Here is a 21,446-nt window from a genome sequence, read left to right as displayed (position 1 = left end):
CCTTGCGTGATATCGATCCCGCAATGTTGAACGCGCTGATGGCAGCGCCGCGCGCCGGCCTCATACCGCGCCGGCTGGCATGGTTCGTGGCGAAGAACCGGGATACCGGCGCTCCTGCTGAAGCCGGTGTCTGGACCGGCAGCGAAGATCTCAACATCAGCGTCGTTAGCGGCACCACTCTTCAGGTCGTTTCCCGGCCATATATCGGCGGTCTGGCCCTTGAGAGCATCGGCGACATTCCCCGAACATCGGATTTCACGGTGCAGACCGTGTCCGTTAATCTGTCGCAGCTCGCCAGCGCCGCCCAGCAGCTGTTCCGCCAGTACGATCTGCGCATGGCCCAGGTCGAGATCCATGAAGTCCTGATCGACCCGATCACGCGCAATCAGATCGCACCGGCTCAAATCGTCATGCTCGGCAGGGTGGACGGTGCGCCTGCGAAGACGCCACGGCGGGGAGAGACTGGCTCGGCGGTCGTCAAGGTCGTCAGCGATGTCATGTCGATGTTGACCCGCAAGAATCCGCGCAAATCCTCCCACCAAGGCCAGATGGTTCGCCAGAACGATCAGTGGGGCAAGGATTCGGCCGTCGTCTCAACGTGGAAAATTCCGTGGGGTCAAAAGTCGGCATGAGCCAGCTCGTTAGAAGATCGGATTGGCGCGCTCGCTTCGAGGCCGCCGTGGACGAGATCAAGGCGACGCCGTTCGAATGGGGCGTGCATGACTGCGGACCATCTTTTGCCGGCCGCCTCGTGCTTGCGGTGACGGGCGTCGATCTGGCAGCCCAATACGCGGGCTCCTATTCCAACGAGGACGAGGCGCTTGCGATCGTTCGTCACGCGGGTTTCGCGACCCTTGGGGAGATGGTCGCTTCCATGCTGCCCGAAATCCATCCGAGTCAGGCCCGTATCGGAGACGTGGCGGCGATCAAGATCGACAAGCCGATCGGGCACGCGCTTGGCGTCGTCAATGGTGAGCGCATCCTTGTGCTGATGCCAAGTGGCGGCGTCGGCACTGTGGCGCTCACCTCAGCATCCATGGCATTCAAGGTAGGCTGATTTGTTCATTCGGCTTGTTCTCTTCCTCAATTTCTTCCTCGTTGCGAGCGTTGCCCACGCCGATCCGATCTCCGCGATCGGGCTGGTCGTTTCAGGCGTCCAGGCGCTCGCCAGCGGCGCATCGGTTCTCGGTCTCATTGTAAGAGCAGCCTTGGGCCTTGGCCTCAGCCTGCTTCAGCAGACGCTCAACAGGCAGAAAAACAAACAATCCAGTGTCGGCTCCGTCCTCGAAATCAAGATGGGCGACGACCAGCCGATGACGTTCCCTGTGGGATCACGCGCAGTCGGCGGCCGACGCAAGTATATCGGTTCGTGGGGCAGCGCTGGCGGCACGCCGAACGCCTATCTGACGGACGTCATCGAGATCAGCAACTTGCCATCCTACGCGGGGCCGCTGGGTATCAGCAGCCTATGGGTCGGGCAGCAGAAATGCGGCGTCCTTTGGGACAGACCGGATCCGGACGGCCGAGGCTATCCCGTTCAGCAGTTCATGAAGCCGAACGGCACCGTTTACATGTGGATCAAGTACTACGACGGCACCCAAACCCAGGCCGATCCGTTCCTAGTTTCCAAGTTCGGCAGTCATCCCGATCGGCCCTATGGTGCTGATCGCATCGGCCGGGGCTGCCAGTACGTCATCGTCACGACGCGCCTGGACAATGATCTGCAGCTTGGCGGCAGCCCGCCAGAAATCCTTGTCGAGCCGCATCCGACGCCGATGTACGATCCGCGTAAGGACAGCACCAACGGCGGCAGCGGCAGTCATCGCTTTGGCGACTGGACAACATATGGACCGACGCTCAACCCGATGGTCATCGCCTACAACATCGTTCGCGGCGTCTACTATACGGCAGACGAATGGGTGTTTGGCGGCCAGAACGTTGCCGCAAGCCGCCTACCCAATTCGGCATGGTTCGCCGCCATGAACGAGTGCGATCGCGACGGGCAATATCGTTGCGGTCTTGAAGTCCAGTGCGATCAGGAACCGCTCGACGTTATCGAGGATCTGCGCGTGGCTTGCGCCGGCAGGCTCGCGGAAGTCGGCGGGATGATCAAGCCGCTTGTGGGTGCGCCGGGTGCTGCGATCTATGCCTTCGATGACACCGGGATCATCATCACCGACGAACAGGATTTCGAGCCGTTCCCGTCGCTGACCTCTACGCACAACAGTATCGCCGGCACCTATCCGGAACCGGAGCAGCGCTGGACCGTCACCGACGCTCCGGAGGCGCGCAATCTCGATCAGGAAGCGCAAGATGGTCAGCGATCGCTGCCGGCTCCCGTTAGATTTGACGCCGTACCCTTTTCGGATCAGGTCCAGCACTTGATGAAGACGATGGCGGCCGAGCAGCGGCGCTTCCGTATCCATACACTCACGCTGCCACCGAGCGCCTACGCGCTGGAGCCGAACGATGTCACGTCCTGGACATCGGCCCGCAATGTCTACGGCAACAAGAAGTTCATCGTGACGGCGATCACCGGTCTGGCGGGCATGCTGCAGCGGGTGACCCTGCTGGAAATCGACCCGACCGATTACGATCCACCGACCGTCTACGTTCCCGCGCCGAATGGCTGGATCGGGCCGATCACCGCGCCGTCGCAGCCGATGACCGGTTGGACGGTCGAGCCGTCCACCATCAAGGACGCGGGCGGCATCGATCGCCGGCCGGCGATCAAGATCAGTTGCGCGCAGGATCTCGAAGATGTGGCGGGCGTATGGGTGCAGGTGCGTGTCAAGGCGACCGGGGACGTGGTCTTCGATAGCGACAGCAACCAGTACGCCTCTCCCTATTCATGGATCATCTCCGGGAACTGGATGATCTCCAATACCGACTATGAGGCGCGTGGCCGCTATCTTCCGAAGTCGAACCGGGCAACCGATTGGTCGGCATGGCTGACCGTCAAGACGCCAAACGTCCTCATCCAGGCCAGCGACGTTCTGGATGGCGCTATCATCGCCTCGAAGATTGCTGACGCTGCTGTGACGGCCGCAAAAATCATGGACGAGGCCGTCAGCAATCTGAAGCTTGCCGATCAGGCCGTTTCGACGGCCAAGCTGCAGGTCGCTGCCGTCACTGCCGACGTGCTGGCGAGCGGCGCGGTGATCTCCACGAAGCTTGCTGATGGTGCAGTGACCGCCGCCAAGCTCGCCCAGGGCGCGGTGGACGCGACCAGCCTTGCCAGCAGCATCAGGGCCGTCGAAGTCGTCTCTGATCTTCCCACCTCGGGCAATGTCGAAGGCCGTCAGGTTTTCCTGACGACGGATGGCAAGCTCTATCGCTACCATAGCGGCGCTTGGACGGCCGCCGTTCCATCGACTGACATCACCGGGCAACTGGTATCGTCACAGATAGCCAATGGGGCGATTGCCAACCAGCAACTGGCGGCCCTGGCGATCGACGCTAGTAAGATAGCCAACAATGCGATTACGACGACGAAGATCGCCGATGACGCGATTTCGACCTCGAAACTGCAGGCGAACTCAGTCGTCGCGGCCAACATCGCAGCCAACGCCATCACGGCCCGTAACCTCGTTCTGCAGGATTGGGAAAACCTCGTTCCCGACAACCAATTCCAGACGGCGTCGGCCTGGTTGTCCCGGCCTGCGAACGTCGCGGTGCAGCCGATCACCACGCAGGCGTTCACATCCAAGGGTTCCTTAGAGTTCACATACGCCAGCAACGGAGGCTATCAGCTCGCGGCTCAGTCGACATCCTTCCCTGTCACGGCAGGTCAGCAGTACCTCGCCTCAATCCAGATGGTGCGCACCTCGGGCACTAAGCTGAACGTATGGGCACGCATCCACTGGACGGGAGTTGATGGACTGACACTCAGCCCTGACGTCTGGGGAGACATCGCCAATACTGGCGGCCCCAACGCTGTTGGCGGCGTTCAGACCTTCTCGAGCACAGTCACCCCCCCGGCAAATGCATTTGGCGGACTTGTGCGCATCTACGTTCAGACCCTCTCCACGCAAACGGATGGTAACATCTCGTTTGGTGGCATCAGCATCCTGCGAAAGGCTTCGGCCAGCCTGATCATTGATGGCGCAATCACCGCCGATAAGATTGCGACAAATGCGGTCATAGCAGGCAAGGTGGCCGCAAACGCGGTTACGGCTGGAACAATCGCCGCGAATGCCGTGACGGCCGGTACGATCGCGGCCGGTGCGGTCTCGGCTGCTCAGATCGCGGCCGGGGCCATCACGACGGATAAGCTGGCTGCTGGGTCTATCTCCAGCCAAGCGCTTGCTGTCGGCAACGGTGGCAATTATCTCTCGAACTCGGACCTGTCTGCGGGCCTCACCGGATGGGGGCCTGAATGGTCGAATTCTGCCTCCAAGTTCACGCTTTCACTGCGCACGGACACCTACGCGCCCATTCCTGGCGCCATCGAAATTCGGCAGATCAGCGGCGATCAGGGGATCGAGTACGGCGTGACATCCTACAATGCGGATGGCAGCGGTCAGCAGTTCGCCGTCAAGCCAAACGGCTGGTACGAGCTGTCCGTTTACTATCTCGGCCATCGCTGCAACGGCGTGCAGCCTTACCTTGCGGTGTTGGACGCGAATGGCAATCTGATCAGCTATATCAACTGGGGAGTTTTCCCTGCAGCACAGGGCATCGATCCGCAAAAGAACCTCGCCAATTATCAGCGGTTCTGGGCCAAGGTTCAGATGCCGGCGAACGCAGCCAGGGCCATAGTGTTCTTCCGAATGAAGGGGACCGTTGCCGGTCAGAACGACAGCTTTCTTTGGCTGACGCGCATGTATTTCGGTGAGGCCAATCCCAATCAGACAGAACCGAGCCCATGGAGCGACGGCGGCATCACGATGATTGCCGGTGGCAACATCGTCTCCAACGCGGTGACTGCTGACAAGATCGCCGCGAATGCTGTGACGGCCGGCAAGATCGCTGCCAATGCGGTCACGGCCGGCACGATCGCGGCCGGCGCGGTTACTGCCACAACGATCGCGGGCGGCACGATCACCGGCGACAAGCTGGCGGCCAACACGATCGGCGCGGGACAGATCGCCGCCGATTCGATCACGGCCAAGCAACTTGTGCTCACCGATTTCAGCAATATCGCCGACAACGGCTGGCAGACCGGCAGCATCGACGGCTGGGTTACCGAGAATTTGCAGGCCTTTTACAACGACAATAGTGGCGGTGACGCCGCTGGCTATGTCTTGCAGTCGCTCGGCCGCAACTGTGCGGTCTCGAATTACATCGCTGTCACGGCCGGCGAGACCTATGCCTTCGACGTCTGGGTCTACAATACCGATAGCAACTTGGCTGCTATCTACGCGATCGGTTTATCGCCTACAGGCGCGGGCATACCGGTGCAGTTGATCACCACAGCGACGAAGAATGCCTGGGTAAGGCTGCAAGTCAGATACACCGTCCCCAGTGGGATGACCAAGCTCGCCATGGACTTGGCTTGCTTGAAGACGGCAGGCACCGGAACCTCCTGCTACTGGTCGAAGCCGGTCATGCGCCGCGCCGTCTCGGCCGAGCTGATCGTTGACGGTGCCGTGACCGCCAATAAGATCTCGGTCAACAGCCTCGACGCCATCACCGCCAATCTCGGCGCGGTCAATATCAGCTCGGCCGTCATCGGCTCGCTGCAGGTCGGCACGTCCAATATTCAGGGTGGCGCTGTTACGGGAGTGGGCGCTGGGCGTGTCGCCGGCACGCAGACCATCGGAGCAAACGGCACGGCCAATCTCGTAAGCTGCGTCGTCAATGTTGCCGGCGATGGCCGCGTGGTGATCGATGCCATGACGCTCGGTCAGTTCAACCAGAACGGCGGCAGTCAGAACTCACAGCCGATTGGCTGCAACATCTTCCGCGACGGTACGGCGATTTTCAGCCAGACCTACTATCTTGGCGTGGTCCAAACCGTTGTCTCTGGAACAGGAGGCAGCAACGGCACGACGACACAAACCACCTATACGGCGGGCCTCGTCGCCGTCTCTGGCCTCTACGACGCCCCCGGTCCCGGCAATCACACCTACATCCTGCAGCTCTATTGCCCCAGCAACACCATCGGCTGGAACGAAAGCAACATCACCGCCACAGCTCTCAAGAGGTAACTCCATGACAGCGTTAGAAGACAGAACAATCCACTACATCGTCCATGGCCCAGACGGCGCAATCCGCCAGAGCGGCGATTGCGCTTTGAGCCTGTTGCCGCATTATGCCGGCATCTACGGCGAGGGCTTCAAGGCAATTGAAGTACCGGCCGACCAATATCGCCGAGACATCGACGCGCACTGCTATGTACTGGACGGCGTCATCACCTCCAAAAGCATCGTGCTCGATGTCACCGAATACACCGTCCGGGCAGATGGCTTTGACACGGTGCGCCTTGCGTTGCCGGCTGGCACCTCGGTCCTTCATGCCGGCGAGATCGTCGCGATCGAGGACAACGTCTTCGAGTTTACGACCGACGTTCTTGGCGACCACCGTTTTTCCTTCATCGCCCGAGCAGGTTTCCATCATTTCGAGGTGACCATCCATGCTGTTTAACATTCCGGCTGATCTTACTCTGGAACGTCTCCAAGCGCAGACCGACATCGATCGTCAGGTCAGGATGGCGCGCATGATGTTCATCACCGTCATTCCCGGTCAGGAGGCCGTCTATGCGCTGAAGCGCCGCGAGGCGCTGCTGATTGCCGCCGATCGGCAACAGGGCGCGAATGTGCCCGAGAGCGAGACGCCGCACATCACGGCCGAGGCCGCAGAGCATGGCGTTAGCCGCTTCGAGAAGGCTGTCGAGATCCTGACGCGAGATCAGCATTGGGCAATCGGATCGCAGATGATCGAAGCCGTCCGCCGATCGGCAAACGCCGTTCTTGCCGCCGCCAAATCCGCTCCCGAAATCCGCGCCGCCGCCGACATCGATTGGCAGGACGTCCGCGCTTATGCCCAAGCTTAAACACAGGAAAGGACTGCCATGTACCGCATTGACAGCATGTATGAACCGATGGTCGAGGCGCTGCTTTCCGCTCGCTCCGAAAACCGGGCCGATCGCTGGATGGCGTGCGCCGCCTTCTGGCTCGGCCGACAGCAGATTTATAACGTGCCGGATTACTGGCTCGCACTTGCCGCCAAGATCACATCCGGACTGGATGCCGCCGATAAGAACGCTATCCTCGATCAACTGAGCAACAAGGAAGCCGCCCTGGTCAGCGCGGCCGGCGATTGGCCGGAAATGCCGTCGAGCCTTCAAGCCGTTGTTGCCGGCTGGTCTCCGGAACCGATCCCTGTCGATCTCTACGCCTATGCGGCGACCAAGCGCTATGCCGTCGAAACGGGCGGCGTCGTCATCGACACTATGCGTGTCATGACCGATCGGCAGAGCCAATCGCTGATCACTGGAGCCTACAACTATGTGCAGGCGAACCCGGAGGTAACGGTGAAGTTCAAGACGGCGGCCGGCTTTGTCGAGCTGACGGCGGCACAGATGACGGCGATTGCCAATGCGGTCGGCGCTCACGTCCAGGCGAGCTTTGCCGCTGAAGGTGAAGTCGACAAGCAGATCATCGCTGGCACGATCACCACGACGGCGGAAATCGACGCCTTTGCGTGGCCCTCTAACGCCTAGATCACATCATCCCGGCCGCCCAAAACGGGCGGCCGCTGCGGCGAAAACCGCAACGACGACGGGCCTAAGTTTGGCGACCTAACCCGTCCGACAGCGCAAAGAGATAACTGTCACACCCGTACCCTGCAGGGCGGGCTCTTCGTGACCGATTCTCAGAAGATTTCAAATGGCATTCGCACACGATTACAAAGATGTACCCAACACTCAGCCACCCGCCGCATGGATCGGTGGCAAAAGGACACTCGCGCCGCAGCTCGTCGGGATGATCGCCGGCATTCCGCACCGCACCTATGCGGAACCGTTCGTGGGGATGGGCGGCGTATTCTTTCGTCGCCGGCAGGCGCCTGCTGCGGAGGTTGTAAACGATCGCAACGGCGAAGTAGTCAATCTCTTCCGCATCCTGCAGCGGCATTATCCGCAATTCATGGACACGCTGAAATTCCAGATCACCAGCCGGCGCGAGTTTGAGCGCCTGAAGGCCTGCGATCCGGAAACGCTGACGGATCTGGAGCGGGCCGCACGCTTCATCTATCTGCAAAAGCTCTCATTCGGAGGGAAGGTCGCAGGTCGGACCTTCGGCGTTCAACACAAGGGCGGCGCGCGGTTCAACCTTACACGTCTAGCTCCGTTGTTGGAGGAAGTTCATGAGCGGCTTGCCGGCGTCGTCATAGAGAACCTCGACTGGATGGATTTCATTGACCGCTACGACAGGCCGGAAACGCTTTTCTATCTCGACCCGCCATATTTCGGGAGCGAGGGCGACTATGGAAAGGCGCTCTTCGGCCGTGAACAGTTCGCGTTGATGGCTGAGCGCCTCGGGCGACTGAAAGGACGGTTCATCATGTCGATCAATGACGTCCTTGAGATCAGGGCCTTATTCAAAGCGTTCCCGATGCGTGGCGTCGATCTTACCTATTCGGTAGGCGGCGGTGTTGGCACTCCGGCAAGCGAGCTGATCATTAGCAACACATAGTTTTCCGAGGGAGGCGCGGAGGCTTGCCCCCTCCGCGCCTCCGCTGGGTCCGTGCACGTCAGTTCAATCTGTCTGCCTTCAAGGCGTTCTGCATGACTTCGGCGAACTGCGCGAAGGACTCTAGCGCGCTCGCAAAGCGCCGCGCGCCTTCTTTATCAGTCACTTTCATTGCATTGGTCTCAAGATCATTGCCGACCAACGTCAGCACACCGTTGACGAACAAATCCATATTGCCTGAAGCCATCCCGGCGCGGCCGAGCAGTTGCCCGATGAAGACCTCGTGCATCAGGCAGCGGCCCTCCAACTCATAGACTATCTCTTCAAGTTGATCGACGCGGTCTTTCAGCATGGTTCACCTCAGATGGGTTGTTGGTTGGGTAAGAGGACGAGGGCGTCATTCGGTAGTGGCTTGGCGAGCAAGCGAGCTTCCTCCCACGGTGCAGTCATCCACGTTTCAATTTCATCCCGGTCGCGCAAGATGACGGGCATCGCCTTCTTGTGGATCGGCTTCATGAAGTCATTGGCGTCCGTCGTCAGGAAGCCATAGAGATCAATCGTAGTCTCCCCCTCTTTGATCTTCCGAACTGACGTCCATTGCGGCACCCAGAGGCCCGCAAAGCATAGCAGCGGCTCCTCTTCTCCGCCTGCAAACCAGGCGTTCGGAACTCTGCCCCCGCTGGTATCCCGATAATCTGGCTCTGCAAATCGAGTGAAGGGCACAACGCAACGGTTTTCGACACCGAACCATCTCCGCCAGTGCTTGCTCTTGAGGTTGCGGACGTTCGTTGTTCCGCCGTCGGGCTCCATCCTCAGGAGTTCTTCAAAGTTGACCTCTTTGCCTTTGGCTCTGAGCTTGTCGGCGCGCTTCTGCGCAGCTTGAAAAAGAGCTTCTTTCGACGACGGCAATCCCCACCGCACCTTTGCCAATTCTCGGCCGGCCGGCGTGTTCCGGACGATCGGCCCGAACCGGTCCGGATAGAGGTCCAGCTCCGGTTCGAGGTTTCCGACGCTATCGATCAGTGCCCGGGTGATCTGCCGGATAGCCTCTTGGTTGGTCGAGATATTGTAGAGATTGCACATTCCTCGTACCTTTTCGCCCGTTCCAAAGTTGTGGAACAGATTAACGCCGTTCCATCCTGAAAATGAAGATGGCCCGTCCGCGCTTCTCGCAGCGCCGGCACTTGAGCCTCTTTTCGAGATCTTTCGTTTTGACCTCAGCACCGTATTTGCGGAGCAGGTCCAGTCGATTGATGTATCTCAGCCAGCCACAGCGACATTTGACGTGGAGAATCTGCCACTCTGAGATCTGACTTAACGTCGTATCTCCAAGCTCTAAATATCCGATCGGCACCTTAACTTCAGGCGTCCATTCGATCTTTTGAAATGCGGGCCATTGCGGTGCCATCTTGCACCGATCCCATCCGACCTTTGCGAAGTCTCGGCAGCCAACGGCCTTTGAGACGACATCGGGCAGACTCTTGACGCTGATATCGCCAAGGACGTTGAGCATCGAATTAACGTCGTAGTTCTTTGCTTTGCCACACTTGGGACAGGAAAAGCAGGCGATCTCGTCTTTATGATATGACAGCCAATCGATGCCATCTGACCATTTGGTCCATACTTCCATGCGAACGCACCCTCGGCAAAGGTTCTCGTGTTTCGCATGCCACGCTGGCCCGCCCGCCAGCGCAGAGGAAAATGGTGCAGTTTAAAGGTTGTTTCAAGCGGCCTTCAAACGCCAATTTCAGTTGCAATTTAGATAAGGCGCGGGACAAGGTGGTGAGATGGGGGGTCTTCGAAGCCCGCGCACAAAAGTGACTGCCTGCGAGAGTGCCAAGGAGGAAATTGTGACCAAGACTGTGCAGAACGAAGAGAAAGATAAGCCTGGACGTGCTTGTTTCGTCGTTGGTCCGATCGGTCAATCTGGATCTGAGACGCGGCGGCGTGCTGATTGGCTCTTCAAGGGGGTTATAATTCCCACTTTTACTAAGCATTTCGAGGATTTTAAGGTTACGCGAGCGGACACGATCTCGTCGCCCGGCATGATTGATGTTCAGCTAATTGACATGCTTTTTGAAGCCGATCTCGTGATTGTCGATATGTCCGAAACCAACGCGAATGCATTTTACGAAATGGGAATTCGACACGCCCTCTCTAAGCCTGTCGTTCACATGTACGCGCGAGACACCAAGATTCCATTCGACGTTGCTCCGCACAGAGCCATCGAGTTTTCCATCGACCAGTTCGATGAATTAGAGCTGGCAAGTGCCGCCCTCAAGAGCGCTGTAACAGAAGCTATCAAACCAGGATTCACGGTGGTTAACCCGGTGACTCGGGCACTCGGAGTGAAGAAGTTAGAGACAACCGCGACGCCGGAAATGCAGTTACTGTGGGATGAGATAGCCGAACTGCGACGCCTAGTCAGCGATCAAAACGTCTTGAGCCCATCTCGACGGCTGAGGGTGGCATCCAAGAATCTGGAGGTTCGGATAAATCCTCTGGTGTATCGGCCGGAGACAGACATTAGAACCGTAGTTGCAGCTACATCGCCGACGCATGGGGTATGGTGCCAAGTCTATCAGGAAGACACCTCGATATTTATCGCGCTCCCGAGCGACACGCCGGACGATGAAATCAAGGTCGTGGCAGACGCACTCAGGCAAGTTGTCGGAATTGTAAACGTGTGGGCACGTTACTAGCCTGCCTTCAGAATTGGTAGGTTCCGGAACCTTTTTGTCAAAATGTCAGAAAGTCCAGTCCGGCCGAAGTCACGCCATCGTCGGGCGACATGATGTTAGGTGCTACGTCGAAATCAACACGATCGCAGCAAGCGCTGAACCGAACGCGAACGCGAAGATCGAACTATAGATCAGGATATTCCCGATGTTCACTATTGGATCGAGAAATCGGCGGGTATAGCGCCCTATTGCGTAGAGCTTCGAGTGCTTCACGTGTCCGACCAGAACTCCTCTTATCTCGGCTTGAATGACGTTGGTTCGCATGAACTGTAGTAGGTGCCCGAGAGCCAGCATGATGATGCTGGCAATAGAGAAGAGTATCGTGCAGCTAGCGGCGATCCTTGCTCCGTGGGTCGGCGCCGTAATTTGGCCGGTGAGAACTGCGAGGCTCGCCAAGACCGCCGCGCCGTTCAATAGTACCATGCTTCTCAGCGCTTCGAGCGATAGATCGCCCATGTGTTTCCGTGTCTGTTCATGCCACTCTCTCCACAGTAGCTTGACGTCGTCTGCGTGGACACGCCTGTTCCTAACGAAATCGGAATTAAAGTCATGGAGGTGCCTCGCGTTCAGCCAGTCCGCTTGCCAATCGTAAATGGAGTCGTGCTCTTTTCGCTCGAAAATCCGCTGGCGCTCGAACTCGACATAGTTATCGAGGTTCGTCATCTGCGATTCCTGCGCCCATCCCCGCTGCCAAGTCTTGATGATGACAGCCCATTGGCGTGCAACGCTGTCGCGAATGCTTATTTCTGGCGGAGGCAAAGGGAGTGAACTGCGTGGAGGTATGGGGCTTTCTTCCAACTCAGTCTCCTAGGTAGATGGCCCTTTTGTTCAAACAGCGCTCCCGCCGATCAATAGCAGTTCGTGCTGATGTTCGATCCCATGACCATTGAACTGCAGGACGTCGGCCGCATTGGGATGTAAGTCGGACGTGGCGCAGCTGGCGTGGGTATATAGTATGGTTGAGGCGTCGCTGTTTGACGGCTCGCCAGATATGCGAGAGCAGCTTGTCTCCTCGCGCCATCCTGAGCGTTCAGGTTCTCTCGGCAATGCAGATAGTCCGACGACCCCGGTTTCGCTCCCCATGACCTACATTGAGCATCCTCGGCCGCGTCGATGCGAGCTTTACGGGCAGCCATTTGTTCGGACGTTTGACAACCTGTAAGCAGGATCATGATCAGGAGGAGCAATGCACGCATAGAGGTTCTCCAACAACTCAGGAGAGACTATCTGCTTTTTTTTAAGAGTCGAGGTGAGCGGGTATTGATTCAGTTTTGCCGTGCCAAAGCTAACGCCGATCTGCGCCAAAGGTCGCGCCGCGCCACAGCGGGGAAGTTTGGCACTGCATGTCCCGTCCAGCGCATAACAGGTGGTAATCGCGTATAATAGCGTGGAATCGGCGGAATATGGCGCACCCGACAGGATTCGAACCTGTGACCTTTGGAATCGGAATCCAACACTCTATCCAGCTGAGCTACGGGTGCATGCCTGAGGCGGGTTGAATCGCCTGTCCGATGGCTGGTTCTTAGCCTAGGAAGCGTTTGGCTTCAATGCGGAAAATTCAGGAAAGCGCATATCGGCGGTTTTGAATGAGAAAGGCCGCGGGCTTTTGGCGCGCGGCCTTGTGTTGTGGGTGGCGGTTTCGGCCTATTCGCGCATCGCGCCGGGGCCGGGGATGGCTTTTGGCGGAACCTTGCCGAGGATGATCATGCCGAGCACTTCGTCCTTGGTGACGTCTTCGGTGCGGGCGTGGCCGACGACCTGGCCGTTCTTCATGACCGAGACGCGGTCGGCGAGGTCGAACACGTCATGGATGTCGTGGCTGATGAGGAAGATGCCGATGCCTTCCTTCTTCAGCTGCTTGATCAGCTCGCCGACCTGTGCCGTCTCCTGGGGGCCGAGTGCCGCGGTCGGCTCGTCCATGATCAGGATGCGGGCGTCGAAGAGGATGGCGCGGGCGATCGCCACCGACTGGCGCTGGCCGCCGGAGAGCGCCTTCACCGGCTCCTTGAAGCGCTTGAAATTGGGGTTGAGGCGCCCCATCACTTCGCGGGCCTTGGCTTCCATGGCGACGTCGTCGAGCGTGCCCCAGCGGGTCTGCAGCTCGCGGCCGAGATAGAGGTTGGCGGCGGCGTCGACATTGTCGGCGACAGCCAGCGTCTGGTAGATCGTCTCGATGCCGTATTTCTTGGCGTCGCGCGGGGTGCGGATATCGACGGGTTCGCCGTTGATCAGGATATCGCCGCTGTCGCGCTTATAGGCGCCGGAGAGAATCTTGATCAGCGTCGACTTGCCGGCGCCGTTATGGCCGAGGAGCGCCACGACTTCGCCGGGGTAGAGGTCCACCGAGGCATTGTCGACCGCGTGAATGCCGCCGAAGGAGATGGAAATGTTCTTCATTTCCACAAGCGGAGTGGTTTGATCCGTCATGGTTCAGAATTCCTTTTACTTGGCGCGCGAGCGGTAGACGATATCGAGCCAGACGGCGACCACCAGGACTATGCCGACGACGACGTTCTGAATTGGCGTATCGACATTGGCGAGGCCCATGCCCGATTGCAGCGATTGCATGACCAGCGCGCCGAGCATGGCGCCGGCGACCGTGCCGCTACCGCCGGCAAGCGACGTGCCGCCGATGACGGCGGCGGCGATGGTGAAGAGTTCGTAGGTGGTGCCCTGCGAGTTGACAGCCGAATTCAGGCGGGCTGTCGAGATCGCGGCGGCGACGGCGGCGAGTAGGCCCATCAGCGCGAAGATCTTGACGATGACCCAGCGGGTCTTGATGCCGGCAAGCTCGGCCGCTTCCGGATTGCCGCCGATCGCGAAGACATAGCGGCCGAAGCGCAGGCGCGTGGCGATGAAGGTCATGACGATGCCGATGAGCACGGCGATGAGAACCGGAACGGCGATGCCGTAGGGAATGTCGAGGCCCGCTTCCGGCCAGGTAATATTGTGTTCCGTGGCGTAGCGCTTGGCGATGCCAACGGGCCAGTTATAGCTGTTGAAGAGATAGATGGTGCCGAGCACCAAGACCGAACCGAGGCAGCCCAGGAAATATTCCGCCCAGAGCGGGCGGCGCGGAAAGCCGAAGCGCTTCCTCTGGCGGCGCGAGCCGACGATGCTGGCGACGATCATCACGCAGGCAAGCACACCGACGACCCAGCTCCAGGTGGCGCCGATCGAGCCGGTGGCACCGCTGCCGCCCATGATGACGAAGGTGGAGTCCATCGGCGCAACGGTTTGGCCGCTGGTGACGTACCAGGCAAGGCCGCGCCAGACGAGAAGGCCGCCGAGCGTGACGATGAAGGAGGGGACATTCATGAAGGCGATGATCCCGCCCTGGAAGGCGCCGATCGCCGTACCGATCACCAGGCCGCAGATGAGCGTGATGATCCAGGTCCATGAACTGTCGAAGCCTAGATATTGCGGCAGCCATTTGGCCTGCATGACGCCCATGATCATGGCAACGAAGCCAAGCACCGAGCCAACTGACAGGTCGATGTTGCGTGTAACGATGACCAGTACCATGCCGGTGGCGAGAACCGCGATTTCGCAGGTCTGCACCGAGAGGTTCCAAAGGTTTCTGGCGGTCAGGAATTCGCGGCCGTCGAATATCCGCAGGTAAAGATCGAAGCCGATCCAGATGATCAGCAGCGCTCCGATCATACCGAGCAGGCGGGTATCGATTTCCGTGGCCCGCAGGAAGCGGGTGATTGGGCCGGCATCTGCGCTCCGGGGGCCGCTCGATGTGGTGGACTGTGTCATGTCGGCCATCGCTTTGCCGTTCTCCCTCTATCGGGCGCGGCCTGCGATGCATGCTGGGCTATCGCTGGCAACCGCGCCAATCTCAAAAAAATGCATCATCGCCTGTCCAGCCGGACTTCGTCCGGACCCGATGACCGCCATCCGGCAGGCCAAGAGGTGTGCGATGGCGCAGCACGCTGCGGGAAGCTCCGTCTCCAACTGCAAGGGGGAGTTGTCGGCTTCCAATCCGCATTCGACGCCGCAACGGGATGCCGCTGCGGCGTCGGTATGTCGATGGGTCAGTCGTTCAAGGACGGCTTACTTGCAGGCCGCGACGGCGCCGGCCTTGACGCCCTGGCAAGCTTCAGCCTTGGAGATCCAGCCGGCGTCGATGACGACGTTCAGATTGTCCTTGGTGATTGCGACCGGGGTCAGGAACACCGACTTCATCGGCACGTGCTTCGGGCCGCCGTTGAAGGTCTGGACGCCGTCGATCTGGTCCTGGGTCTTGCCACCGGCAAGAGACAGGGCGATTTCAGCGGCGCGCTTGCCGAGTTCACGCGAGTCTTTCCAGATGGAAACCGTCTGCGTGCCGAGCGCGATGCGGTTCAGGGCTGCCTTGTCGGCGTCCTGGCCGGAAACCGGTACGGAGCCGGCGAGGCCCTGGGCGTCGAGAGCGGCGACAGCGCCGCCGGCGGTGCCGTCGTTGGAGGCGACGACCGCGTCAACCTTGTTGTTGTTGGCGGTCAGGAACTGTTCCATGTTGCGCTGCGCGTTCTGCGGCAGCCAGCCGTCCGTATAGGCTTCGCCGACGTTCTTGATCTTGCCGGCGTCGATGGCTGGCTTCAGCACTTCGATCTGACCGGAGAAGAGGAAGTCGGCATTCGGGTCGGATGACGAGCCCTTGATGAACACGTAGTTGCCTTCCGGCTTGGCTTTCAGGACTTCGCGAGCCTGCATGCGGCCCACTTCCTTGTTGTCGAAGGTGATGTAGAACGCTGCGGGATTTTCGATCAGGCGGTCGTAACCGACGACCGGAATGCCTTCGTCGGCGGCCTTTTCAACGGCCGGACCGATGGCGTCGGAGTCCTGAGCGAGAATGATGAGAGCGTTGGCGCCCTGGGAAATCAGGGATTCGACGTCGGTCAGCTGCTTGGAAGCGGAAGACTGGGCGTCAGCGGAGATATACTTCGCGCCCGCTGCTGCAAGCGCCTTCTTGATGGCGGCTTCGTCGGTCTTCCAACGCTCTTCCTGGAAGTTGGACCAGGAAACGCCAACGACGAGATCCTTGGCGAAGGCAGCCGTCTGCATGGTCAAAACGATGGCCGCGCCCGCAGCCAGCTTGATAAAAGCTTTCATATTATCCTCCCGAGTGAATGCGACCGCACGTGTCCTGAACTCCCGTTGGCCGCCGCGATATCGCTGACGAGAAAAGGCTTGGATTTTTTTCTCGACAGTCGAGAAATTTAGTGTCAGAGATTTTTTCAACTGTCAACACCCGCACTGCCAGGTTTCATCGGCCATCCGGAAGAGCCATCGGGAGATGCGGAGGGGAGGGTGGAATGAGCGGGAGGCTTGACGATGTTGGCCAAATCGAGCACCGAATTGGTCCGTCAAAGGAACAGCGCCTTGGTGCTGTCGGCGCTGCGCCGGCACGGCCCGCTCGCCCATACCGAACTTTCTGATTTCACGAAGCTTTCGTCTGCGACCGTATCGGTCATAACAGCGGATCTGGAGCGGGCGCAGATCATCGAGAAGGCCGAGCAGCAGGCGGCCAGCGGTCGTGGACGGCCGCGCGTGCTGTTCTCGCAACGGCGCGATTGCGGCTATCTCATCGTCGTGGTCATCTCCTCGGATGCCGTGCAATATTCGCTCGTCGACTATAGCGGACGGCTGATCGACCGTTTCACCGAGGACCGGCCGCAGGAGGGTTCCGGCGTCGGTTCGTTCGTGGCCGGCCTGCGCGACGCATTGAGCCGAATCGTTGCGCGTTCACAGCTGTCTCGCGACAAGGTCCTGATGATTTCGATCAGCAGCAAAGGGCTTGTCGATGCCTCCGAGCCAGTGCTGCGCTGGTCGCCGATCTTCGGGCGTGACGAGATCGATTTTGCAGCCATGCTTCGCGATGAATGGCCGGCGAAGATCATCCTCGGCAACGAGACCCTGCTCGTCGCCTCGGCGCTCGGACGGCAGGAGGAAAACCGGAAGGGTTCCGATTTCCGGGCATTGGCGGCATTGTCGCTGGGCCACAGCATCGGTCTCGGCATCGTGCGCCGCGATGAAGAAGGCGGTCATCATATATCGGCGCCGAATTTCGGGCATATGATGCATGTGCCTAGCGGCGGCCTCTGTCGCTGTGGCGCGCGCGGCTGCATCGAGGCCTATGCGGGTTTTTATGCCATGCTGCGCACGGCCTTCGACGTGCCGCTCGATACCATCCCGGCAAAGTTCGTTCCCATCGCGGAGCTGGACAAGATCTCGGCCAGCGCACGACACGGCGGGCGCCGCAACCAACTGGCCTTTCGACAGGCAGGGCTGGCACTCGGCAACGGCCTTTCGCGGGTGCTGAGCCTGCATGAGCACATGCCGATCGTCATCACCGGCCCGGGGGTGCGCTACCACGACCTGCTGATCGAAGGCATAGAGGAGGGGTTGGCGGAGTCGCATGTCGTGCGCATGGAGGGCATGCCGGAGCTGCGCGTCATTGCCGACGAGCAAACGCTGGTTTTCGAAGGGCATTTGAACCGCGCCCTTTCGATCATCGACAACGATGTGGTGAGGAGGGGAGCTTCCGTCGTGGAGCTGCGCGGCCAGGCTGGTTGAGCAGGGAATAAAGCAGCCCAGAAACGGAATGGGCATCCTGTCGGGCTGAGGCCTTCAGATCAACCCGGTGTGCCAAGGTCTCGATCTTCCTCGCGAATATCCAGAATTCGATCAATCAATCCCCATTCGAGTGCTTGCTCCGTGGTCATGAAGTTATCGCGGTCCATGGCGCGCTCGAATTCTTCGTAAGAGCGTCCGCAATGCTCGGCATAGAGCCGGGTCATGCGATGCTTGGTGCGCCTGATTTCCTCGGCATGGATCAACATGTCCGAAGCCTGCCCCTGGAAGCCGCCCAACGGCTGGTGGATGTGGACGCTGGCATTGCGTAAGGCGGCCCTCTGGCCAGGCTCGCCAGCCATCAGCAGGAATGAACCCATCGAGCGGGCAGTCCCCATGCAGAGCGTATGCACCGGCGCGCGGATATAGCGCATGGTGTCATACATTGCGAGGCCGCTGGTCACGACACCGCCCGGCGAATTGATGTAGAGACTGATCGGCTTCTTCGGGCTTTCCGCTTCGAGAAACAGCAATTGCGCGCAGACGAGGGCAGAGACGGTATCGTTGACCTCGCCGTTGAGAAAGATGATTCTTTCGCGCAGCAGCCGGGAATAGATGTCGAAAGAGCGCTCTCCACTGTTTGACTGCTCAACGACCATAGGGACGAGTTGCATCGCTTCGCGCATCGGCGAACTCCAATCTTGTTGACTTATGGTGTGGGGGCGTCGCCGCGTCAGGCGGCGAGCATAAGCGGGCCGTTATTGTTTGCGGCTGTATCCGTCATCCGGTCGAACCTTGCGTCGGTAAGCTTGTGGATGATCCGCAAGATGGTTCCGCCTGATGCGTTCGGGGTGACCGTGAACGTCACGGTGCTTTCAAGGAATGGCGGGGCATTGTCCCTCATCCTGTAGCGAACTTCCTGACCGGGTGTGACCGACGTCGCCTCGGGATCGGCCAATGCGTCGCTCGGAAGCCAGCTTTCCCGAAACTCCGGAATGCTGATCGCGCGCCAGACCTTCTGCGGCGGCTCGTCGAAGTCGTATTCGAGCTCGATGCCGTCCTTGTGGTTTTTGGTCTTCACGTCGTTCATTGATCCATATCCTTCAGCAAGACCTTGAGAGCTTCGATGCGAGCGGGCCAATAGGCGCGGTACTTCGCCAGCCATTGCGCGATGAGCGCCAGCCCTTCCGGATCGACCTCGTAATTCACGAAGCGCCCCTGTCGTTCTTCTCTGATAAGCCCGGCGCTGCGAAGAACAGAGAGGTGCTGAGACATTGCCGGCTGGCTGATCTCCATACCCTCGCGCAAGGCGCTGGCGTTCATGCCGCCTGCCGCCAGCTTCTCGAAGATCGCGCGGCGGGTCGGGTCGGCCAAGGCTCGGAATATCTCATTTTCGATCATGCTGACAGATAAGCATACACTTATCTGATTCGCAAGAACTATTCGCTCGGGCTCCTGCAGGCGGGCTCATTGCAAAAGCCCGCCGCAAACGATTTGCGACGGGCTTTTGCAATGTATTCATACTTTGATCGAGGCCGAGCCGTCGCTCAGCCGATCTTCACCAGCCGGCCTTCTTTAACGGATTGCAGCGCGGCGTCGGCGAGCGTCAGGGCTGCGAGGCCGTCGGCGCCCGAAGGCGTGATGGCGCCGCCCTTTTCGACGGCGGCGATGAAGCTGGCGATTTCGTTGGCATAGGCTTCGGTATAGCGGGTCATGAAGAAATCATGCAGCGGCGGGCGGGTGTAGCCGTCACCGTTGGCGACTTCGATGGAGAAGGGGCGCTGGTTTTCGGCGGCGACCATTCCCTTCGAGCCGTGGATCTCGATGCGCTGATCGTAGCCGTAGGTGGCGCGCCGGGAGTTGGAGATGATGGCCTGTTTGCCCGATGCAGTCTGCAGGATGACGGAAACGCTGTCGTAGTCGCCGGCTTCGCCGATTGCCTTGTCGACCAGCACGGCGGCGGTTGCGGTAACGGCCACCGGCTCTTCGCCGAGCAGGAAGCGGGCCATGTCGAAATCGTGGATGGTCATGTCGCGGAAAATGCCGCCGGAGCGCTTGATATAGTCGACGGGCGGGGCGCCCGGGTCGCGCGAGGTGATCGTCACCATCTCCACGATGCCGATGCGGCCGTCGTCGATCGCCTTTTTGACCGCCATGAAATGCGGATCGAAGCGGCGGTTGAAGCCGACCATCAGCTTACCCTTGACCTCATCGACAACCTTGATGCAGGCCTTGACCCGGGCAACGTCGAGATCGATCGGCTTTTCGCAGAAGACCGCCTTGCCGGCGCGGGAAAAGCGTTCGATGAGATCGGCGTGGGTATCGGTCGGCGTGCAGATCACGACAGCGTCGATGTCCTTAGCGGCTTCGATCGCCTCGATGGTGCGCACTTCGCAGCCATAGGCCGCGGAGATCGCTTCCGCGGCCGCCGGAAACGCATCCGCGACAGCCACGAGCTTGGCATTGGCGTCGGCGCTCACGGCTTTCGCATGTACTTTACCAATGCGTCCTGCGCCGAGCAGGCCAAATCTGACAGTCATTTTTTTTACCTCCCTGGATTCGGAACAAATGAGCCGAATAATGATCTATATGGAATTTTCATTCCATTTTCCGAAGGCGACGTCAAGCCGCCTGTCCTTCACAATTCCGAAAATCATCATGCCATATCGGCTTGTCCGGAATTTGCCGAGACCAGCTTATTTTATTCAAACCGCTTCACAGTTTTCCCGATGATGCGCTAAAGACAAGTCTCCTTGAACAGGCGAACGAGACTCATGCAACTGATCGACCCCAGCCACCCCATCTACAAGCCGCTTTGGGTGCGGATCCTGATCGTTGCTGTCTGTTTTGGCTGGGCAATCGTCGAGACCCTTGGTTCGCAGCCTTTCTGGGCCCTTCTTTCCGGCGCGCTTGGTGCCTATGCGGCCTGGATGCTGCTCTTGAATTTCAAGCCGCAGCCACCCGCTGCGAATGTCGAAGCGCCGCTGCAGGACGATACGGGCGAAGACGACACGTCGGCGGACGACAAGAAGTGATCATCGCGTGAGGCGGCGTATGGCTTCATCGATCAGCTGATTGGCGAGCGTCATGCGGGCCGTTGCCTGCTCCCGGAAGAGGGCGGCCACACTGTCGGGGTGGTTGGCCTTGGCGAAGCTGCGGCGTTTTTCATGCAGGGACTGGAGGGTGCTGTCGGAAGTGATTGCCAGTTCCGCCGCCACTTCTTCCCGCGAGGTCCGCGCGAGATGCTTCGGCATGACAGGCGGCTCCGGCTCTCTCGGTGTGGGTGCCGGCTCCGGCGGGATGATCGGCTCGCCAAGATTGTCGCGATAGGCCTCGTCGAGATGGGATGCCTCAGGCGTTTCGCCGCCGGGAACGGTTGCGGCAAAGCTCACATTGAGGCCGCGGATGCGATGCCCGGCCTCTTCATTCTCGGAAAGGTCCTCTTCTGAATCGAGGCGATCGAGAACGGATTGAAACAATGATTGCTTGAACAGCATGCGGGCCTCCA

22 protein-coding genes and 1 tRNA gene are annotated in these 21,446 nt (G+C 59.6%); 10 read left to right on the top strand and 13 right to left on the bottom strand.

Annotated elements, in window-relative coordinates; translation table 11 throughout:
- Positions 1-2: 2 nt before the first annotated feature.
- The 7 genes from AB8B29_RS11085 (at position 3) to AB8B29_RS11055 (ending at position 8,639) form a co-directional block, all read left to right on the top strand.
- Positions 3-632 carry a hypothetical protein gene (locus AB8B29_RS11085; protein WP_439006496.1) on the top strand — a complete coding sequence of 210 codons (630 nt, stop codon included), beginning with the start codon at positions 3-5 and terminating at the stop codon, positions 630-632.
- A complete protein-coding gene (locus AB8B29_RS11080) occupies positions 611-1,057 on the top strand; it encodes a DUF6950 family protein (RefSeq protein ID WP_439006495.1) in 447 nt (148 codons plus the stop codon). The genes AB8B29_RS11085 and AB8B29_RS11080 overlap by 22 nt, the downstream gene beginning before the upstream one ends.
- Position 1,058: 1 nt before the next feature.
- Entirely contained in the window at positions 1,059-6,152 is a 5,094-nt protein-coding gene (locus AB8B29_RS11075; RefSeq protein WP_439006494.1) for a phage tail protein, read from the top strand.
- Between the two features lie 4 nt (positions 6,153-6,156).
- Complete coding sequence (locus tag AB8B29_RS11070) at positions 6,157-6,588, top strand: hypothetical protein (protein WP_439006493.1); 432 nt, start codon at positions 6,157-6,159, stop codon at positions 6,586-6,588.
- Positions 6,578-6,997 carry a hypothetical protein gene (locus tag AB8B29_RS11065; RefSeq protein WP_439006492.1) on the top strand — a complete coding sequence of 140 codons (420 nt, stop codon included), beginning with the start codon at positions 6,578-6,580 and terminating at the stop codon, positions 6,995-6,997. Before AB8B29_RS11070 ends, AB8B29_RS11065 begins: the two co-directional genes overlap by 11 nt.
- Positions 6,998-7,015: 18 nt before the next feature.
- Positions 7,016-7,666 (top strand): DUF4376 domain-containing protein, encoded by a 651-nt coding sequence (locus AB8B29_RS11060; protein WP_439006491.1) that lies wholly within the window; start codon positions 7,016-7,018, stop codon positions 7,664-7,666.
- A 166-nt stretch (positions 7,667-7,832) separates the two neighbouring features.
- Positions 7,833-8,639 carry a DNA adenine methylase gene (locus tag AB8B29_RS11055; RefSeq protein ID WP_439006490.1) on the top strand — a complete coding sequence of 269 codons (807 nt, stop codon included), beginning with the start codon at positions 7,833-7,835 and terminating at the stop codon, positions 8,637-8,639.
- 58 nt (positions 8,640-8,697) lie between these two features.
- Here the strand turns inward: AB8B29_RS11055 and AB8B29_RS11050 are convergent, their stop codons facing one another.
- Genes AB8B29_RS11050 through AB8B29_RS11040 form a run of 3 tightly spaced genes read right to left on the bottom strand, consistent with a single transcriptional unit; the run spans position 8,698 to position 10,266 of the window.
- Positions 8,698-8,988, bottom strand: coding sequence for a hypothetical protein (locus tag AB8B29_RS11050; RefSeq protein ID WP_439006489.1), 291 nt, complete (start codon positions 8,986-8,988; stop codon positions 8,698-8,700).
- A gap of 8 nt (positions 8,989-8,996) precedes the next feature.
- Positions 8,997-9,719 (bottom strand): SOS response-associated peptidase, encoded by a 723-nt coding sequence (locus AB8B29_RS11045; protein ID WP_439006488.1) that lies wholly within the window; start codon positions 9,717-9,719, stop codon positions 8,997-8,999.
- 40 nt (positions 9,720-9,759) lie between these two features.
- A complete protein-coding gene (locus AB8B29_RS11040) occupies positions 9,760-10,266 on the bottom strand; it encodes a hypothetical protein (protein ID WP_439006487.1) in 507 nt (168 codons plus the stop codon).
- Between the two features lie 220 nt (positions 10,267-10,486).
- On the opposite strand from AB8B29_RS11040, the gene AB8B29_RS11035 reads away from it, so the two are divergent.
- Positions 10,487-11,338 (top strand): hypothetical protein, encoded by an 852-nt coding sequence (locus tag AB8B29_RS11035; RefSeq protein ID WP_439006486.1) that lies wholly within the window; start codon positions 10,487-10,489, stop codon positions 11,336-11,338.
- Positions 11,339-11,440: 102 nt separating this feature from the next.
- On the opposite strand, the gene AB8B29_RS11030 is transcribed toward AB8B29_RS11035, so the two are convergent.
- From AB8B29_RS11030 to xylF, 5 genes are all read right to left on the bottom strand, one after another.
- On the bottom strand, positions 11,441-12,040 hold the full coding sequence (locus AB8B29_RS11030) for a hypothetical protein (RefSeq protein WP_439006485.1): 600 nt from the start codon (positions 12,038-12,040) through the stop codon (positions 11,441-11,443).
- 741 nt (positions 12,041-12,781) lie between these two features.
- Positions 12,782-12,858 (bottom strand) — tRNA-Arg (locus tag AB8B29_RS11025).
- Between the two features lie 163 nt (positions 12,859-13,021).
- Positions 13,022-13,804: an ATP-binding cassette domain-containing protein gene (locus AB8B29_RS11020; protein ID WP_034503944.1), complete on the bottom strand. Its 783-nt coding sequence runs from the start codon at positions 13,802-13,804 to the stop codon at positions 13,022-13,024.
- A 15-nt stretch (positions 13,805-13,819) separates the two neighbouring features.
- Positions 13,820-15,148 carry a sugar ABC transporter permease gene (locus AB8B29_RS11015; protein ID WP_047562514.1) on the bottom strand — a complete coding sequence of 443 codons (1,329 nt, stop codon included), beginning with the start codon at positions 15,146-15,148 and terminating at the stop codon, positions 13,820-13,822.
- Positions 15,149-15,436: 288 nt separating this feature from the next.
- Positions 15,437-16,477, bottom strand: a complete 1,041-nt coding sequence (xylF, locus tag AB8B29_RS11010) for a D-xylose ABC transporter substrate-binding protein (RefSeq protein WP_047638714.1) — start codon at positions 16,475-16,477, stop codon at positions 15,437-15,439.
- Between the two features lie 222 nt (positions 16,478-16,699).
- Between xylF and AB8B29_RS11005 the strand changes: the two genes are divergently transcribed.
- Positions 16,700-17,941, top strand: a complete 1,242-nt coding sequence (locus AB8B29_RS11005) for an ROK family transcriptional regulator (RefSeq protein ID WP_113118478.1) — start codon at positions 16,700-16,702, stop codon at positions 17,939-17,941.
- Positions 17,942-18,000: 59 nt separating this feature from the next.
- Here the strand turns inward: AB8B29_RS11005 and AB8B29_RS11000 are convergent, their stop codons facing one another.
- From AB8B29_RS11000 to iolG, 4 genes are all read right to left on the bottom strand, one after another.
- On the bottom strand, positions 18,001-18,624 hold the full coding sequence (locus AB8B29_RS11000; protein WP_037195000.1) for an ATP-dependent Clp protease proteolytic subunit: 624 nt from the start codon (positions 18,622-18,624) through the stop codon (positions 18,001-18,003).
- A 47-nt stretch (positions 18,625-18,671) separates the two neighbouring features.
- Entirely contained in the window at positions 18,672-19,028 is a 357-nt protein-coding gene (locus AB8B29_RS10995; RefSeq protein WP_113118479.1) for an SRPBCC family protein, read from the bottom strand.
- Positions 19,025-19,339 (bottom strand): ArsR/SmtB family transcription factor, encoded by a 315-nt coding sequence (locus AB8B29_RS10990; RefSeq protein WP_037194992.1) that lies wholly within the window; start codon positions 19,337-19,339, stop codon positions 19,025-19,027. Before AB8B29_RS10990 ends, AB8B29_RS10995 begins: the two co-directional genes overlap by 4 nt.
- A 146-nt stretch (positions 19,340-19,485) precedes the next feature.
- Positions 19,486-20,478, bottom strand: coding sequence for an inositol 2-dehydrogenase (gene iolG, locus AB8B29_RS10985; protein ID WP_113118480.1), 993 nt, complete (start codon positions 20,476-20,478; stop codon positions 19,486-19,488).
- 234 nt (positions 20,479-20,712) lie between these two features.
- Here iolG and AB8B29_RS10980 point away from each other — a divergent pair, with 234 nt between their 5' ends.
- Positions 20,713-20,973 (top strand): hypothetical protein, encoded by a 261-nt coding sequence (locus tag AB8B29_RS10980; protein ID WP_047638709.1) that lies wholly within the window; start codon positions 20,713-20,715, stop codon positions 20,971-20,973.
- On the opposite strand, the gene AB8B29_RS10975 is transcribed toward AB8B29_RS10980, so the two are convergent.
- A complete protein-coding gene (locus tag AB8B29_RS10975) occupies positions 20,974-21,435 on the bottom strand; it encodes a hypothetical protein (RefSeq protein ID WP_113118481.1) in 462 nt (153 codons plus the stop codon).
- Positions 21,436-21,446 lie beyond the last annotated feature (11 nt).

The sequence above is a fragment of the Rhizobium sp. 11_C7_N12_5 genome, assembly GCF_051811145.1.
Lineage (GTDB): Bacteria > Pseudomonadota > Alphaproteobacteria > Rhizobiales > Rhizobiaceae > Rhizobium > Rhizobium lusitanum.
The sequence above is the reverse complement of the archived record's forward strand: the minus strand, read 5'-3'. Positions and strand labels throughout refer to the sequence as shown.